16 protein-coding genes are annotated in these 14,806 nt (G+C 73.5%); 4 read left to right on the top strand and 12 right to left on the bottom strand.

Annotation, left to right across the window (positions count from 1 at the left end; all coding sequences use genetic code 11):
* Positions 1–177: 177 nt before the first annotated feature.
* From ACW9J6_RS30495 to ACW9J6_RS30455, 9 genes are all read right to left on the bottom strand, one after another.
* The gene (locus ACW9J6_RS30495; RefSeq protein ID WP_457120032.1) at positions 178–663 is read right to left on the bottom strand and encodes a F0F1 ATP synthase subunit B family protein; all 486 of its coding nucleotides are present in this window, start codon (positions 661–663) and stop codon (positions 178–180) included.
* Positions 664–679: 16 nt separating this feature from the next.
* Complete coding sequence (locus ACW9J6_RS30490; RefSeq protein WP_457120031.1) at positions 680–1,243, bottom strand: F0F1 ATP synthase subunit B; 564 nt, start codon at positions 1,241–1,243, stop codon at positions 680–682.
* A 167-nt stretch (positions 1,244–1,410) separates the two neighbouring features.
* Positions 1,411–1,638, bottom strand: coding sequence for a F0F1 ATP synthase subunit C (locus ACW9J6_RS30485; RefSeq protein ID WP_012336551.1), 228 nt, complete (start codon positions 1,636–1,638; stop codon positions 1,411–1,413).
* 113 nt (positions 1,639–1,751) lie between these two features.
* The gene (locus ACW9J6_RS30480) at positions 1,752–2,507 is read right to left on the bottom strand and encodes a F0F1 ATP synthase subunit A (RefSeq protein ID WP_457120030.1); all 756 of its coding nucleotides are present in this window, start codon (positions 2,505–2,507) and stop codon (positions 1,752–1,754) included.
* Between the two features lie 113 nt (positions 2,508–2,620).
* Entirely contained in the window at positions 2,621–2,974 is a 354-nt protein-coding gene (locus tag ACW9J6_RS30475; RefSeq protein ID WP_457120029.1) for an AtpZ/AtpI family protein, read from the bottom strand.
* Positions 2,975–3,128: 154 nt separating this feature from the next.
* Positions 3,129–6,572: a chromosome segregation SMC family protein gene (locus tag ACW9J6_RS30470; protein WP_457120028.1), complete on the bottom strand. Its 3,444-nt coding sequence runs from the start codon at positions 6,570–6,572 to the stop codon at positions 3,129–3,131.
* Positions 6,573–6,612: 40 nt separating this feature from the next.
* The gene (locus tag ACW9J6_RS30465; RefSeq protein ID WP_457120027.1) at positions 6,613–7,248 is read right to left on the bottom strand and encodes a thioredoxin domain-containing protein; all 636 of its coding nucleotides are present in this window, start codon (positions 7,246–7,248) and stop codon (positions 6,613–6,615) included.
* A 28-nt stretch (positions 7,249–7,276) separates the two neighbouring features.
* Entirely contained in the window at positions 7,277–7,921 is a 645-nt protein-coding gene (locus tag ACW9J6_RS30460; RefSeq protein ID WP_457120026.1) for a DsbA family protein, read from the bottom strand.
* Between the two features lie 94 nt (positions 7,922–8,015).
* Positions 8,016–8,504: a DUF721 domain-containing protein gene (locus ACW9J6_RS30455; RefSeq protein ID WP_457120025.1), complete on the bottom strand. Its 489-nt coding sequence runs from the start codon at positions 8,502–8,504 to the stop codon at positions 8,016–8,018.
* A 164-nt stretch (positions 8,505–8,668) separates the two neighbouring features.
* On the opposite strand from ACW9J6_RS30455, the gene mutY reads away from it, so the two are divergent.
* A complete protein-coding gene (mutY, locus tag ACW9J6_RS30450; RefSeq protein ID WP_457120024.1) occupies positions 8,669–9,895 on the top strand; it encodes an A/G-specific adenine glycosylase in 1,227 nt (408 codons plus the stop codon).
* A gap of 12 nt (positions 9,896–9,907) precedes the next feature.
* Here mutY and ACW9J6_RS30445 read toward each other — a convergent pair whose 3' ends face one another.
* Positions 9,908–10,159, bottom strand: coding sequence for a hypothetical protein (locus ACW9J6_RS30445; protein WP_457120023.1), 252 nt, complete (start codon positions 10,157–10,159; stop codon positions 9,908–9,910).
* A gap of 223 nt (positions 10,160–10,382) precedes the next feature.
* On the opposite strand from ACW9J6_RS30445, the gene ACW9J6_RS30440 reads away from it, so the two are divergent.
* A complete protein-coding gene (locus ACW9J6_RS30440) occupies positions 10,383–10,868 on the top strand; it encodes a MarR family winged helix-turn-helix transcriptional regulator (RefSeq protein WP_457120022.1) in 486 nt (161 codons plus the stop codon).
* A 449-nt stretch (positions 10,869–11,317) separates the two neighbouring features.
* Here ACW9J6_RS30440 and ACW9J6_RS30435 read toward each other — a convergent pair whose 3' ends face one another.
* The gene (locus ACW9J6_RS30435; RefSeq protein WP_457120053.1) at positions 11,318–11,623 is read right to left on the bottom strand and encodes a hypothetical protein; all 306 of its coding nucleotides are present in this window, start codon (positions 11,621–11,623) and stop codon (positions 11,318–11,320) included.
* Between the two features lie 254 nt (positions 11,624–11,877).
* Here ACW9J6_RS30435 and ACW9J6_RS30430 point away from each other — a divergent pair, with 254 nt between their 5' ends.
* Positions 11,878–13,332 carry an FAD-binding oxidoreductase gene (locus ACW9J6_RS30430; protein ID WP_457120021.1) on the top strand — a complete coding sequence of 485 codons (1,455 nt, stop codon included), beginning with the start codon at positions 11,878–11,880 and terminating at the stop codon, positions 13,330–13,332.
* Between the two features lie 101 nt (positions 13,333–13,433).
* Positions 13,434–13,736, top strand: coding sequence for a hypothetical protein (locus ACW9J6_RS30425; protein ID WP_457120020.1), 303 nt, complete (start codon positions 13,434–13,436; stop codon positions 13,734–13,736).
* Positions 13,737–14,201: 465 nt separating this feature from the next.
* On the opposite strand, the gene ACW9J6_RS30420 is transcribed toward ACW9J6_RS30425, so the two are convergent.
* A complete protein-coding gene (locus tag ACW9J6_RS30420) occupies positions 14,202–14,750 on the bottom strand; it encodes an IS5 family transposase (protein WP_457120019.1) in 549 nt (182 codons plus the stop codon).
* Between the last annotated feature and the right edge of the window lie 56 nt (positions 14,751–14,806).

Raw genomic sequence — 14,806 nt, 5'->3', positions numbered from 1 at the left:
CCGCATCGCCGTGCGAGGCGCGGCATCGCCGCGCCATCAACGGACATCGGAGGACCGGCGACCCGGGAGCCGCGGCCCGAGAGCGATGGGCGGCGGGCTCGGCCCTGAAACGACGAGAGCCGCCCGAGGGCAGCTCTCCTTGACGAATGGCGGGCGAAGAAGGTGCGGGCCGTTGGTTCAGGCCCGCAGGCGCGTGCGGATGTCGCCGAGGCTGCGGCGGATCAGGTCCTGGGCCGCGTCGCCCGTCACCTTCTCCCGCAGGATCGTCTCGGAGACGCGCACCGCGGCCTCGGCGGCGGCGGCCCGCACCTCGGCGGCGGCCTGGGTCTCCGCCAGCGCGATCTTCGCCTCGGCGGCCCGGGTGCGCCGCTCCACGAACTCGTTGAGGCGGGCCTGCCCTTCGGCGGCGGCGCGCTCGGCCTCGGCGCGGGCGTTCTGGACGATCGTCTCGGCCTCGCGCTCGGCCTCGGCGCGGCGCTTCTGGTAATCGGCGAGGACGGCGGCGGCCTCCTCGCGCAGGCGGCGCGCCTCCTCCAGCTCGCGGCGCACCCGCTCGCCGCGGCGGTCGAGGCCGCCGATGATCTGGTCGAAGCCGCCCGCCTTCCAGACGATGCCGCAGAAGATCACGAACGCGACCGCGACCCAGAATTCCGGTTCCATCATCGTCGGGTCCTCCGGCTCAGTGCGCGGTCTGGGTGCGGTCGTAGGCCGCCTCGATGGCGGCACGGTCGGGCGCCTGTCCGACGAGGCGCTCGACGATCGCCGCGGCGGCATCGGCGGCGATCTCGCGGACATTGCCCATGGCGCTCGCGGTGCGGGTGCGGATCTGCGCCTCGGCGTCGGCGAGCTTGGCGGCGAGGTCGGCCTCGAGCGTCTTGCGCCGGGCCTCCGCCTCGGCAGCGAGGCTCTCGCGGGTCGCCTGCGCGATGCCCTTGGCCTTGTCCTGCGCCTCCTTCAGGGAGCGTTCGTAGGCCTCGCGGGCGGCATCCGCGTCGGTCTTCATCCGGCTGGCCTCGTCGAGGTCGGCGGCGAGACGCGTCTGGCGCTCGTGCAGCAGGCTGGTGATGCGCGGGATCGCGACCCGGGACATCAGGTAGTAGAGCAGCCCAAACGTGATGGCGAGCCACAGGATCTGCGACGCGAAGGTGCTGCTCTGGAAAGGGGGAAATCCGCCGCCATGCTCGGAGGCCGGCTCGTGGATCAGGCCTTCCTGCAGGCCGGCATGGGGAGTGGGCTGCGCCATCGTGTCGTCCGGGAGTGCGGGAGCCTGGAAGGGCATCGCGCCGGCCCATCGGCCGGCGGGAGCGAAGCGGCCGCCGCGCCCCGCCAGGGGAGCACGGCGCCCGGGAGGGCGGGCGCCGGGCCGCGGCCGCGCGGGCCGTCGGCGCCGGACGCCCGGGCCGCGCGGCTTTAGACCGCGAACAGGAGCAGCAGCGCGACGAGCAGCGAGAAGATGCCGAGCGCTTCCGTCAGCGCGAAGCCGAGGAGGAGGTTGGCGCGCTGGCTGTCGGCCGCGGAGGGGTTGCGCAGGGCGCCCGCGAAGAACTGGCCGAACAGGTTGCCGAGGCCCACGGCAGCGCCCGCCATGCCGAGGCAGGCGAGACCGGCGCCGATGTACTTCGCAGCAACGGGATCCATCTGAGTACTCCTGAGGTCGTCTGGTCGTCTGGCTGGTGGGATCCGGCCGCGACACGGCGAACCGGGGTGGGGAGGGCAGAGGTCCCGGCCGGGCGGCCGGGAGGCACCGGCCGTCAGTGGCCGGGATGGAGCGCGTCGCTGAGGTAGATCGAGGTCAGCGTCGCGAAGACGTAGGCCTGCAGGGCCGCGACCAGCAGCTCGAGGGCCGTGATGGCCACCGACAGGGCCAGCGGCAGCGGCGAGAGGATGCCCCAGACGCCGGCGGCGAGCAGCGCCGGCACGAAGCCCGCGAAGATCTTGAGCGCGATGTGGCCGGCCAGCATGTTGGCGAAGAGACGGACCGAGAGGCTGATCGGCCGCGAGATGAAGGACACCACCTCGATCGTCACGATCAGCGGCTTCAGCCAGCCGGGGACGCCCGGGGGCACGAACAGGTCGAGGAAGTGCAGGCCGTGCGCCATGAAGCCGTAGATCACCACGGTCAGGATCACCACGAGCGCCAGCATGAAGGTGACGATGATGTGGCTCGTCACCGTGAACGTGTAGGGGATCATCCCGAACAGGTTGAGCACCAGCACGAACATGAAGAGGGAGAAGACGAGCGGCACGAAGCGCTCGCTGCCGTGGCCGGCCGATTGATGCACGGTCGAGGCGATGAACTCGTAGAAGGTCTCGGCGAGGGACTGCATCCGCCCCGGCACCAGCGAGCGCTGGCTCGTCGCGACGATGGTCAGGAGGGCGATCACGCCGACCGCGGCGAACATGTAGAGCGCCGACTGGGTGAAGGCGATCTGCTGGTGGCCGATATGCCCGAACGAGACCAGCGGCTTCAGCTCGAACTGGTGGATCGGATCCAACTTCACGGCCATACCGGTCCCGCCCCTCTGTGTCGCTCAGGCCCCGCGGCCATCCGCGTGCCACCTGACCCGCGCAGGCGGATGCACGGCATCCACCCGATGATCAAGTCCCCGTGTCGTTTTTCTCACGTCCGTGGCCCGAAGAACCCCGACACGCGCATCACGTTCATCACCCCGGCCGCAAAGCCCAGCAGGACGAGCACGATCATGCCCCACGGCTTGGTGCCGAACAGGCGGTCGAAGCCCAGGCCGAGGAGGCCGCCCGCCAGGACGCCCGACACGAACTCCGTCGAGAGGCGTAGCGCGCGCCCGAGCTGCGAGGGCTCGCCCGTCCGCGAACGCGACGACGGATCGGGAGCGGCGGGCGGCCGCTTCCGGTCGATCTGCTGTTCGAGACGCTTGAGCCTCGCGGAGAGATCGCTCTCCGAGGCGGGACCGCGCTCGTCGCCGCCCCCGTTCCGCGGTTCGGTGCCGGTCATCGCGCCACCCCGCATCGGAAGGGCGGAGAGATCCGGCCCGGGTGCCCCCTTCGAGCGGGCGCACCATAGTTTCGCCCCGGGAGCGAGTCAAGGATCCGTGATGGTGCCATAAGTGGTTGTTTTGCCTTATGGATTGGGAACGGCCGAGCCGCCCTCACACCGCCTCGGCGAGCGCCTGCGCCTCCGCGAGGGCGACGGAGACGAGCTGCGAGACGCCGCGCTCGGCCATGGTCACCCCGAACAGCCGGTCCATCCGCGCCATGGTGATCGGGTTGTGCGTGATCACCAGGAAGCGGGTGTCCGTCTCCCGGGCCATGCGGCCGAGGAGGTCGCAGTAGCGCTCGACATTGGCGTCGTCGAGGGGGGCGTCGACCTCGTCGAGCACGCAGACGGGCGACGGGTTGGTGAGGAACACCGCGAAGATAAGCGCGATGGCGGTCAGCGCCTGCTCGCCGCCCGAGAGCAGCGTCATGGTCTGCGGCTTCTTCCCGGGCGGGCGGGCGAGGATGTCGAGGCCGGCCTCCAGGGGATCCTCGGAATCGACCAGCGTCAGTTCCGCCGTCCCGCCGCCGAACAGGGTGGTGAAGAGCCGCTCGAAATGGCCGTTCACCGCCGCGAAGGCCGCGAGCAGCCGCTCGCGCCCCTCGCGGTTGAGGGCCGCGATGGCGCCGCGCAGGCGGCGGATCGCCTCCACGAGGTCGTCGCGCTCGCGCCCGAGGGCGTCGCGCCGTCCCTCCGCCTCGGCGAGTTCCGCCTCGGCGCGCAGATTCACCGCGCCGAGCCGGTCGCGGTCGCCCCTGAGGGCGGCGAGCCGGGCCTCGGCGGCGGCGGCCGGTGGCAGGTCGGCGCCCGGCGCGAGGCCGGCCAGGGCGACGAGCCCCTCGGGGGTCGAATCGAGGGTCTCGGCGATGCCGCGGACGATCTCGCCGAGGCGCCGCGCCAGGGCTTCGTGCGCCGCGACCGCGGCGGCCCGGCCCTCGCGCGCCTCCGCGAGGGCGTCGAGGGCCGTCCGGGCGCGGGCATCGGCCGAAGCCAGGCCGGCCTCCGCCTCGGCCAGGCGGTCCGCCGCCGCGCGCCGCGCGGCCTCCGCCTCCCGGGTCGCGCCGGCGAGGCGGTGGCGCTCCCGCACGAAGGCGTCGGGCGCCTCCGCCAGTTCCGCCTGCTCCTCCTCGGCCTCGGCGAGGCGCCCGGCGAGGTCGTCGAGGGCGGCCAGCGAGCGGGCTTCCCGCTCCCGCCAGCGCGCCCTGTCCTCGGCGAGACCGGCACGGCGCCGGTCCCGCTCCTCGCGGGCGCGGGCGAGCGCCAGGGCCTGCGCCCGCGCCTCCGCGGCCGCCCCGCGCCGGGCGGCGGCCTCGCGGCCGGCCGCGGCCAGAGCCGCCTCGGCCTCGGCCCCATCCGCCAGGGCGGCGAGCGCCTCCGCGGCGGCCTCGATCCGGCCCGCCACCTCCTCGGCCTCCTCGGCGAGGCGGTCCGCCGCCTCGGCGAGGGCGGTGCGCCGCACCGCCGCCTCGGCGGCCCGCGTCTCGGCCGCCGCGAGGGCGATCCGGGCGGCGTCGAGGGCGCGGCGGGCCGCACGCGCGCCGTCGAGCCTCCGCGCCTCCGCGGCGGCGGCCTCCCGCACCCGCTCCTGCAGGCGATCCGCCGCGGCGCGGGCCTGCGCGAGGGCGTCGCGCGCCTCCGCGGCCCGGCCGCGCAGCGCGTCGAGGCGGTTGCGCTCCGCGAGGCGGCGGGCCGCGGCCGAGGGCGCCTCCGCCGCCGCCGTGAACCCGTCCCAGCGGTGGAGATCGCCCTCGACGGTCACGAGCCGCTGGCCGGGGCGCAGCCGCGCACGGAGCGCGGCGGCCTCCCCGCGCGGGGCGAGTCCCACCTGGGCGAGGCGGCGGGCCAGGGCCGCCGGCCCGGAGACCACCCGGGCGAGGGGCATCACCCCGTCGGGCAGGGGCGGATCGCCGGGATCCGGCGGGGCGCCGGCCCAGTGCACCGGCGCGGCCGGGTCGAGGGGTGCGTCGAGATCCTCGCCGAGGGCGGCGGCCAGGGCCGCCTCGTAGCCCGGTGCCACCGCGAGCGCGTCGAGGAGCGGCGGGAAGCGCAGGCCGCTCGCGGGCGCGAGCAGCGTCTCGAGGGTGCGCTCCTCGGCATCGAGCCGGGCGGCCTCGCGCTCGGCCGCGGCGAGGGCAGGCCGCGCCCGCGCTTCCTCGTCGCGGGCAGCCGCAAGGGCATCGCGAGCGGAGGCGGCCTCCTCCTCGGCGGCCTCGGCGGCTTCCCGCGCCTCGGCGAAGACCTCGCGCGGGCCGTCGAGGGCACCCTCGTCGCGCAGCGCCTCGCGCTCGCGGGCGATCCGCCCGCGCTCGGCCGCGAGGCGGTCGGCGCGGGCGCGCTCCTCCCGCATGGCCCGCTCCAGGGCCGTCCGTCGCGCCTGGCCCTCGGCCGCGCTCCGCTGCGCCGCCGCCAGCGCGGCCTCGGCGCGGGCGAGCGCCGCCTCCGCCGCCGCGACCCGCGCCTCGGCCTGCGCGCCGGCCTCGGGGCCGTCCGTCTCCCCGATCAGCGCGGCCTCCTCGGCGTCGAGCCGCGCGAGGCTCGCGGCGGCATCCGCCCGGGTCGCCCGCTCGCGGTCCGCGTCGCGCCGCAGATCGGCGATGCGGCGGGTGAGGTCGCGCAGCCGCTCGGCAGCCCGGCGCTCCTGCGCCTCCAGGGCCGCCGCCGCATGGGTGAGGCGCTGCAGGGCCGCCGCGGCCGCGGCCTCCGCCTCGCGCAGGCGGGGCAGGGCGGCCGCCGCGACCGCCTGGGCGGTGGCGGTCTCGGTCTGCGCGGCCTGGGCGGCGGCGAGCCGGGCGAGGGCGGCGGCCACCTCCCGCTCGGCCGCCGCGGCCTCCGCGCGCGCCTGCCGGTGCGCGATCAGGTGCAGCAGCGCCTCGTGGCGGCGGATCTCGGCCGCGATCTGCCGGTAGCGCTCGGCCGCCCGGGCCTGCCGGCGCAGCGACTCGACCCCGGAGGTGATCGCCCCGAGCACGTCCTCGACCCGGGTCAGGTTCTCCTCGGCGGCGCGCAGGCGCAGCTCGGCCTCGTGGCGGCGGGCGTGCAGGCCCCCGATCCCGGCCGCCTCCTCCAGCACCCGGCGGCGGGCCTGGGGCTTGGCGGCGATCATCTCGGCCACCTGCCCCTGGCGCACCATCGCGGGGGAGCGCGCGCCCGTGGAGGCGTCCGCGAACAGCAATTGCACGTCGCGGGCGCGCACCTCGCGGCCGTTGATCCGGTAGGTGGAGCCGGCTCCGCGATCGATCCGGCGCATCACCTCCAGCAGGTCGGCGTCGTTGAGGGCGGCGGGCGCCGTGCGGGCGGCGTTGTCGAGGCTCAGCGTCACCTCCGCGTGGCTGCGCGAGGGCCGCCCCCCCGAGCCGGAGAAGATGACGTCGTCCATGCCCGAGGCGCGCAGGCTCTTGTGCGAGTTCTCCCCCATCACCCAGCGCAGGGCCTCGACGAGGTTCGACTTGCCGCAGCCGTTCGGCCCGATGATGCCGGTGAGGCCGGGCTCGATCAGGAACTCGCTCGGGTCGACGAAGGTCTTGAAGCCGACGATGCGCAGGCGGGTGAGCTTCATGGGAACCGTTCGCGACGGGACCGCGCGCGCCGCCGCAACGCTACCCGCCGCCCGCCGCCTTGATCAGGTCCGCGAAGGCCTCGATCGAGGTCTCGCCCTCGTGCTTGCGCCCGTTGACGAAGAAGGTGGGCGTCGAGTCGACCCCGAAGGAGGTCTCGGCGCGCTCGCAGGAGGCGTTCACCGCCTGGTAGAGCGCCTGGTCCTTGAGCGTGGCGGCGACATCGTCGTGGCCGATCCCCGCCTGCCGCAGCAGCGTGTCCAGGGCCTCCAGGGGCTTTTGCGCGAATGCCCAATCCGCCTGCTTGTCGAAGAGGAGGTCGGTCAGCGGGTAGTAGCGCGCGCCGTTCTCCCGGCGCGCCACCATGAAGGCTGCGACGTCGAGCCCGTTCAGGCAGAAGGCGCGCAGCACGAAGCGCACCTGGCCGGCATCGACGAAGCGCGCCTTCAGGGCCGGCCAGGTCTCGCGGTGGAAGGCCGCACAGTGCGGGCAGGTCAGGGAGGCGTACTCGACGATCGCGACCTTGGCCTCCGCCGGACCGAGCCAGAGGTCCGGGAGGGGACCCGGATCCATCAGGCCCTCGGGCGCCGCACCTTCGGCGCGCACGGCGCTCGGAGCGACGAGGGCGGCCCCGAGCGCCGCTCCGCCCAGACGAAAGACCTGCCGTCGTGTCGTCATCGCCCCGCTCCCCGTCCCGCTCCGAGCCTCACGCCCCGACGATCGGCCTGATCACCTTCTCCATACCGTCGATCGACAGCTCGCCGGAGAATTTCTGTCCGTTGATGAAGAAGGTCGGGGTCGCCGAGACCTTGAACGCCGACATGCCGCGCTCCTTCACGACGTTGATCGCGTCGTAGAGCTTCTGGTCCTTGAGCGTCGCCTCGAACTTCTCGCGGGAGAAGCCGGCCTGCTTCATCATCTGCTCGAGGGCGTCGAGGGGCTTGGGCGCGAAGGCCCAGGCGGGCTGCTGGTCGAACAGCAGGTCAGTGACCGGGTAGTAGCGCACCGAATCGTCGGCCCGCGCCAGCATGAAGGCCGCGGTGGCGAGCGGGTCGAGGGGGAACTCGCGCAGCGTGAAGCGCACCTTGCCGGTGTCGATCCAGCGCTCCTTCAGGGCCGGGTAGGTGCCCTTGTGGAAGGCGGCGCAGTGCGAGCAGGTCATCGAGGCGTACTCGATGATGGTGCACTTGGCCTCCGCCGGCCCGAGCCAGACGTCCCCGAGGGGGCCGGGCTGCATCAGCGCGTCCGGGGACGCGCTCTGGGCGAGGGCGGAGAGGGTCAGCCGGGGCAGCAGCAGGGCGGCACCGAGGGCCGAACCGGTGAGCGTCAACGCATCGCGCCGGGTGATCATGGGACGTTCTCCGAGACGAGCCGATGGGTCCAGACCCGGAGCGGTAGAATCGCGGCCATCTCGTGGCAAGGCGCCGCGGTGTCGCCGCGGCCCGTCAGCGGGGCGTCATCACGGCGATGCCGAGCCGGTCGAGGGCGTCGCGCAGGCGATCCTCCCCGATCGCCGAGACGGCCCGGGCCACCTCGCCGCGCCGCGCGGGGTCGAGGGCGGGCTTCGGCGCCGCGGCCCGGCCCCGGCCGCCGCGCAGGATCCGGTCCTGGCGCAGGGTCAGGCGGCCGACGCAGGCGAAGCCGTAATGGCGGTTGATCCGCTCGATCACCAGCGGCGCGAGGTGCTGGAGTTCGAGCGCGAAGGCGCCCTCGACCCGCACCACCAGCGTGCCCGGGGCGGGCTTCGCGTCGCTCCCGCGGGCGCCGCGGCGGCGCGGCCACTCGAACTTCTCCGGCTGGCAGAAGCCCGCGAGGCGCTCCCCGACGATCTCCGGCCAGGAGGCCAGGATGTCGGTGGAGGCGAAGCCCTGCGCGGCGAAGACCGGTCCCAGCGACCGCTCGATCAGTTCGCTGAGAGGCTTGGGGCGGGCCATGGGCAGACGGGACCTGTCGGAGCCGGGAAGGGCCGGAACGCGAGACGGCCACAGGACCACGCCGGCTTCAAGGATTCGTTGCCGGGCGGGCCCGCCGCGTCGGATTCCGCGGTCGCCGGGAGACCTCCTCCTCAGCGCCGCGAAAACCGGCTAAGCGGGACGGCATGGTAGCGCCCGCCGCGACGCCCGCGAAGCCCCACGCCGAGGACCTGCTGGTCTGGTACGACCGCCATCGGCGCGCGCTGCCCTGGCGCGCCCTGCCGGGCGAGCGTGCGGATCCCTACCGGGTCTGGCTGTCGGAGGTGATGCTGCAGCAGACCACCGTGGCGGCGGTGAAGCCCTACTTCGCGAAGTTCCTGGCGCGGTTCCCGACGGTGGCGGCCCTGGCCGCGGCGCCCGAGGAGGCGGTGATGAGCGCCTGGGCGGGCCTCGGCTACTATTCGCGCGCCCGCAACCTCCACGCCTGCGCCAAGGCGGTGGCCGCCGCCGGGCGCTTCCCGGACGATGCGGAGGGCCTGCGCAAGCTGCCGGGCATCGGCGCCTACACGGCGGGCGCGATCGCGGCGATCGCCTTCGACCGGCCGGAAGCGGCGGTGGACGGCAACGTCGAGCGTGTGATGGCGCGGCTCTTCGCCGTCGAGACGCCGCTGCCCGCCGCGCGCCCGGAGATCCGGCGCCTCGCCGAATCGCTGGTGCCGACGAACCGTCCCGGCGACTTCGCGCAGGCCGCGATGGATCTCGGCGCGACGATCTGCACGCCCAAGCGGCCGGCCTGCGCGCTCTGCCCCTGGATGCTCCCCTGCCGCGCCCGAGCCGAGGGCCTGCAGGAGAGTTTCCCGCGCAAGATCCGCAAGGAACCCGGGATCCTGCGACGGGGGGCGGCCTTCGTGGCGATGCGGGCGGGGGACGAGGCGATCCTGCTGCGCACCCGGCCGCCGGAGGGGCTCCTCGGCAGCATGGCGGAGCCGCCGACCAGTCCCTGGACGCCGGACTACGATCCGGCGCGGGGGCTCCTCGATGCGCCGCTCGACGCGCGCTGGAAGCGGCTGCCGGGCGTGGTGCGCCACACCTTCACGCATTTCCCGCTCGAACTGACGGTGTTCCTGGCGCGGGTCTCGGCCGGGACGGAGCCGCCGGACGGCATGCGCTTCACGCCGCGCCGGCACCTCGACGAGGAGCCGCTGCCCGGGGCGATGAAGAAGGTCCTGGCCCACGCCCTGGCGCAGACCGCGCCGGCGGCGCCCCGGCTCCCGGAGCCGCCGCCCGATCCGGACCTCGCGACCCCCGCGGAGCCCCCGCCGCCCGCGCGGCGCGCGCCCCTGCCGAAGGTGATGTCGCGCCGCCCCGCCTCGGCCGCGCCGATCCGCAAGGACCGGCCCGGCCGGCGCTGAGGGACCGGCGGCTCAGCGCGCCGGCTGCTCGACCCGGGCATGGTGGGCGCCGCGATGCGCCCGCGGGGCCGGCAGCGCGCTCGCGGCGGTCTCGACCGGGGCCGCGACCGAGCCGGTCACCAGGGCGTCCGTGCGGGCCGGCGCGTTCGGGGCGACGAGCTCGTAGCCCCAGAGGCGGAAGGTGCGCTCCTGCGCGTGCGCCGGGGCGGCGGCGGTGCCGAGCGCGAGGGCCAGGAGGGCGGCGGAAGCGACACGAAGGGTCATGGCGGATCTCCATCGAAACCGAGGCTCGCGGCGGTCGCCTCAGCGGCCGCCCGGCCAGCCCGGCATGAAGCGTTGATATCAACGATCGGGGCGGCCCGATGTGCGCCAGCGCACACCAGTTGATATCAACTCATTGGCTTGATGGATCGTCGCGGCGCTCTACCGCGCGGAGCGGCGGCTTCCTATGATGGATGTCAACAAATCGGGAGGAGGCGGATCACCCATGACGGAGACAATCGCGCTGACGCCGGCGATGGTCGCGGCGATCGGGCGGAGTTGCGTGTGTTTCAGCGTGCAGCGCGCGGCCCGCAGCCTCGGCCGACACTCCGACGCCGCTTTCCGCTCGCTCGGCCTGTCGAGCTGGCAATTCGCCCTGATGATGATGCTGACGCGGCCGCAGCCGGCGACCCTGAGCGAACTCGCCGAGGGTCTCGCCATGGACCGCACGACGATCACCGCGAACCTGAAGCCCCTGGAGCGGCGGGGCCTGGTGCAGGTCGAGGTGGACGCGGCCGACCGGCGCGTTCGCCGCCCGCAGCTCACCGAGGAGGGCCGCGCCCTCCTGCTCCAGGCGATTCCGCTCTGGGAGAAGACGCAGGCGGGATTGATGGAGCGCCTCGCGGCCTTCGACGTCCCGGAGTTGCGCAAGGCGCTGGCCGCGCTCACCGACCAGGGCCAGCCGCTGTTTCGCGGCTGGCCAGAGGCGTGAGATGCGGTCCGCTCGATCGGGAGGGACCGCGTGGCTGTTCGTCACCGGCTTTCCCGCCCGTCGCGGGTGCGCGGCCGTCTCCCGGTACGAGGATACGAGGTGCGATCGGTGTATCCGGTCCTCGATATCGTCGCGGGATCCGATGCTCCAGAGGGGGCTAGAGGTTTCCCACGTCGGGGGGTGAGGACGCTCCGTCCCCGCATGCGGGAAGAGGAGAAACCCGTGCTTCATCCGGCGACGTGTCGACGTTCTGGCCTCGGCGGGAGAGAGGCGCCCAGCGTCGGGCCCGGGCACGGGTCGCTGTCGTCCTCTGACGTCCGACCGTTGCGCCGCCGCCAGCGTCGAGAAGGATCGCGCCGCCGATCACGAGACGCCTCCGGGAGGAGCGCGGTGCCGTCGTGCCGATGGGGTGAGCGCTCGCGGAGCGGGCCTGCGGTCCAGGGCCAATCCTAATCATCGCCGAACCTGTCGCGGCCTGGATCGAAGCAGCGATAGCCGACGAGGCATTCCGGGTTGTCGCGCGTCGGCACGAAGGCGTTGGTCGTCGCCTGCGTGGGCTCGCAGAAGCTGCGGTCGCGCACGTAACGGTCGTAGGTGGAGCCGCCGGTGCCCAGCACCGCGGCTCCCCGCGCCGTCAGCAAGCCCCGCGCCTGCTGGCACGTCATGGCGGTGGTCGACGGGCGCTCCTGCGCGTGCGCCCCGGTCGGCACCGCCAGGCCCCAGGGGGTGAGACACGCGAGGAGGGCGAAGCGCATTCTCGGCGGGGCATGGCGGGACAGCACGGGGGACTCCGGGTTCGGCAGGCGGTGAACGTTCGCGACCGCTCCCGGGTGCCATCCGCCTCGGCCCGCCGAACCGCCCCGCCCGAGGCCTTGCAGACGCTCCGCGCTATTCCCTTACGTCATGTCGTGCGCCAGCGCACACCGGCCGTGCAGGGGCCGTCCCAGGATCGCGATGGGGCGGGGTCCTGGTGGGCTGCGCCGACGCAGACGCGACAGAGACGGCCGCCATGACCTCTCCTCTCCCGAGCCGACGCGCGATCCTGGAGGGCGGGGGCGCCGTTCTGGCGTCGGCTCTGCTGCCGCTGCGCGCGAGTGCTGCGCCGCGGATGGTTCTCAACGACGCGAGCGGCCTCAATCCGACCCCGGTGGCGCGTCACGCCGTGCTCCCGACCGCGACGGGCGATGCCCTCGTGGCGGCCGTGCGGGCCGAGCTCCGGGACGCCGCCGCCGCCGGGCGGCCGGTCTCTGTCGGGGTCGCACGCCATTCCATGGGCGGCCAGAGCCTCGCACGGGATGGGACGGCCCTGACCCTCGACGGCGGCCCGATCGAGACGGACACCGTCGGCGGCACCTACCGGGTCGGGGCGGGCGCGCGCTGGTCGCAGGTGATCCGGCAGCTCGACAGGATCGGGTTCTCGCCAGCCGTGATGCAGTCGAACAGCGATTTCGGGGTGGGGTCGACGTTCAGCGTCAACGCGCATGGCTGGCCCGTGCCGCTGGGTCCTTTCGGCTCCACCGTCCGGGCGATCCGCCTCGTTCTGGCGGATGGCAGCCTCGTGACCTGCTCGCGCTCCGAGAATGCCGACCTCTTCCGGGCGGCGATGGGGGGATATGGCCTGTTCGGAATCGTCATCGACCTCGACACGGAGATGGTGCCGAATGTCCTCTTGGCCCCGACCCACGCGGTCCTCCCCGCCGACCGCTGGGCCGACGCCTTCGCGGCCTGCGTCCTGCGGGATCCGAGAGTCCGGATGGCCTACGGGCGGCTCTCGGTGGCGCGGGCCGGCTTCCTCGACGAGGCGATCCTGGTCACCTACGCGATCGCCGATCCGCAACCGACGGTTCTGCCCGCGGCGACGTCGCACGGGGCGTTCACGCCCCTCACGCGCAAGATCTACCGCGCCCAGACGGGCATTGAGCTGGGGAAGCGCGCGCGCTGGCTTGCCGAGACCCGCCTCAGCCCGGCCGTGAATCCCGGGATCGCCACCCGCAACAGCCTGATGAGCGAGCCGGTCGCGAACCTTGCGTCGACGGATCGCGGCCGCACCGACATCCTGCAGGAGTATTTCGTTCCGCCCGACCGCTTGACCGCGTTCCTGGCCGCGTGCCGCGAGACGATCCCGGGTTCGGGCTGCGACTGCCTCAACATCACCTCGCGCTACGTGGCGGCCGATCCGGATTCGCTGCTCGCCTACGCTCCGACCCCGCGGATCGCCGCCGTGATGTCCTTCTCGCAGGGGCTGACCCCGGGCGACGACGTCGCGATGATGCGCCTGACGGAGACGCTGGTCGACCGCGTGATCGCGCTCGGCGGGTCCTATTACCTGCCTTACCGCCTGCATGCCCGACGCGACCAGTTGGCCCTGGCCTATCCGCGGCTCGACGCGTTCGCGGCGGCCAAGCGTCGCTACGATCCCGGCCTGCTGTTCCGAAACGGGCTCTGGTCGAGCTACATGGCATAGGTGGCGGATCGGGACGAGGCTCTCGGGTCGGCGCGGGCGCCTGCGGGTCGTCAACCTCACCCCCCGCGTGTCGACGCGGCAGCCTCAGGAATGGATCGACGATGGCCGAGCAGCAGGATCGAGACGAGGCGGATATCCACCGGGCCGCGGCGCTGTTCGGCGCCGTCGCGGCCAATGCCTTCGCCAGCCTGAGTTTCCGGTTGCTGCGCCGGTTGGTCGACGAGCCGGGCTTCGCGGACGACTTCGCCACGATGGCCGATGAGATCATCGGCGAGGTGAGGGACACGCGGCCGCCCGGCTACGGCGCCGAGCAGGACGCCGACCTGCACCGGCAGGCCGTCGCCGAGTTGCGCGCGCAGTTCGACGAGTGGCTGCGGCAGCTTCGTCCGTCGTCCGAGCGGTAGTGCGTCGTCCGCGAGCCCTGCCTCCGGAGACGGGCGCGTGCCTCGACGGTCACGCCGCCGTCAACGGCGCCACGCTGCTCCCGGGACGGCTGCGCTCCCGTCCGGGCGGAGATCCCGGCCAAGCGGAGACCTCGGGGACGAACGGGAATTTCGGGATGGTGGCGCTCTCGATAGACCCGGGACAACCCCGAGAATGCAGTGAATTATCAGGAAGTTTACCACGTATTCGAGCAATCCCGAGCGCGTTGTTGACGAGGTAGGCAGGCTCGTCGGAGAGCCGCCACAGCATCGCCCTGGCGCCTGTCGCCGATCAGGCCGCCAGGATCACCCACACGCCGATGGTGGCCTAGGGCAGCATCCGATCACGTTGCAATCGGACACTGCTCTAGGTCTTTGCTTTTCAGGCATTTTCTACGACGAACCGGTATCCACTTCGTCGGAAAATGCTCCAGGCGCTGCGGACACTTACCGGAGCCACACGACGATAGCGGCGATGGTGACCACGGCGGCGTAGTTGCGGGCAGTTCTCTCGTGGCGTGTGGCGACGCGCCGGAACTGCCTGAGCTTGGCAACGCAGGACTCGATCAGGTGGCGCTCGGTGCAGAGGGCCGCGTCGAGACCATACTTCTTGGCTCGTGAGGGATTGTCCGGGATCAGGCCCTTGGCGGCCTTGGCGGCGATCGCCTGGCGCAGCCGGTCGCCATCGTCGGCCGCATCGGCCAGCACCACCGCAGCAGGGAGATCCACAAGCAGAGCCTCAGCCTGTGGCGCGTCGCCCTGCTGGCCCGCCGTCAGGGCAAACCGGACCGGACAGCCCAGACCGCGGACGACCAAGTGGATCTTGGTGCTCAGGCCGCCGCGGGACCGGCCGAGCGCCTGATCGGAGGGCGCGGGATCATCAGACCCCCTTTTTTCGCGCCCGCCGCATGTTGGTGAGCGCGTACGATGGTCGAGTCGACGATCAGGTCCTCGAAGTCGGGATCGTCGGCCATGGCCTCGGAGGCGCCACCACACGCCCTTCTGGCTCCAGCGACTGAAGCGGCGGAACACGACCTGAGAGACGCGAGAGG

It is taken from the genome of Methylobacterium sp. JK268, assembly GCF_054052225.1.
The sequence above is the reverse complement of the archived record's forward strand: the minus strand, read 5'-3'. Positions and strand labels throughout refer to the sequence as shown.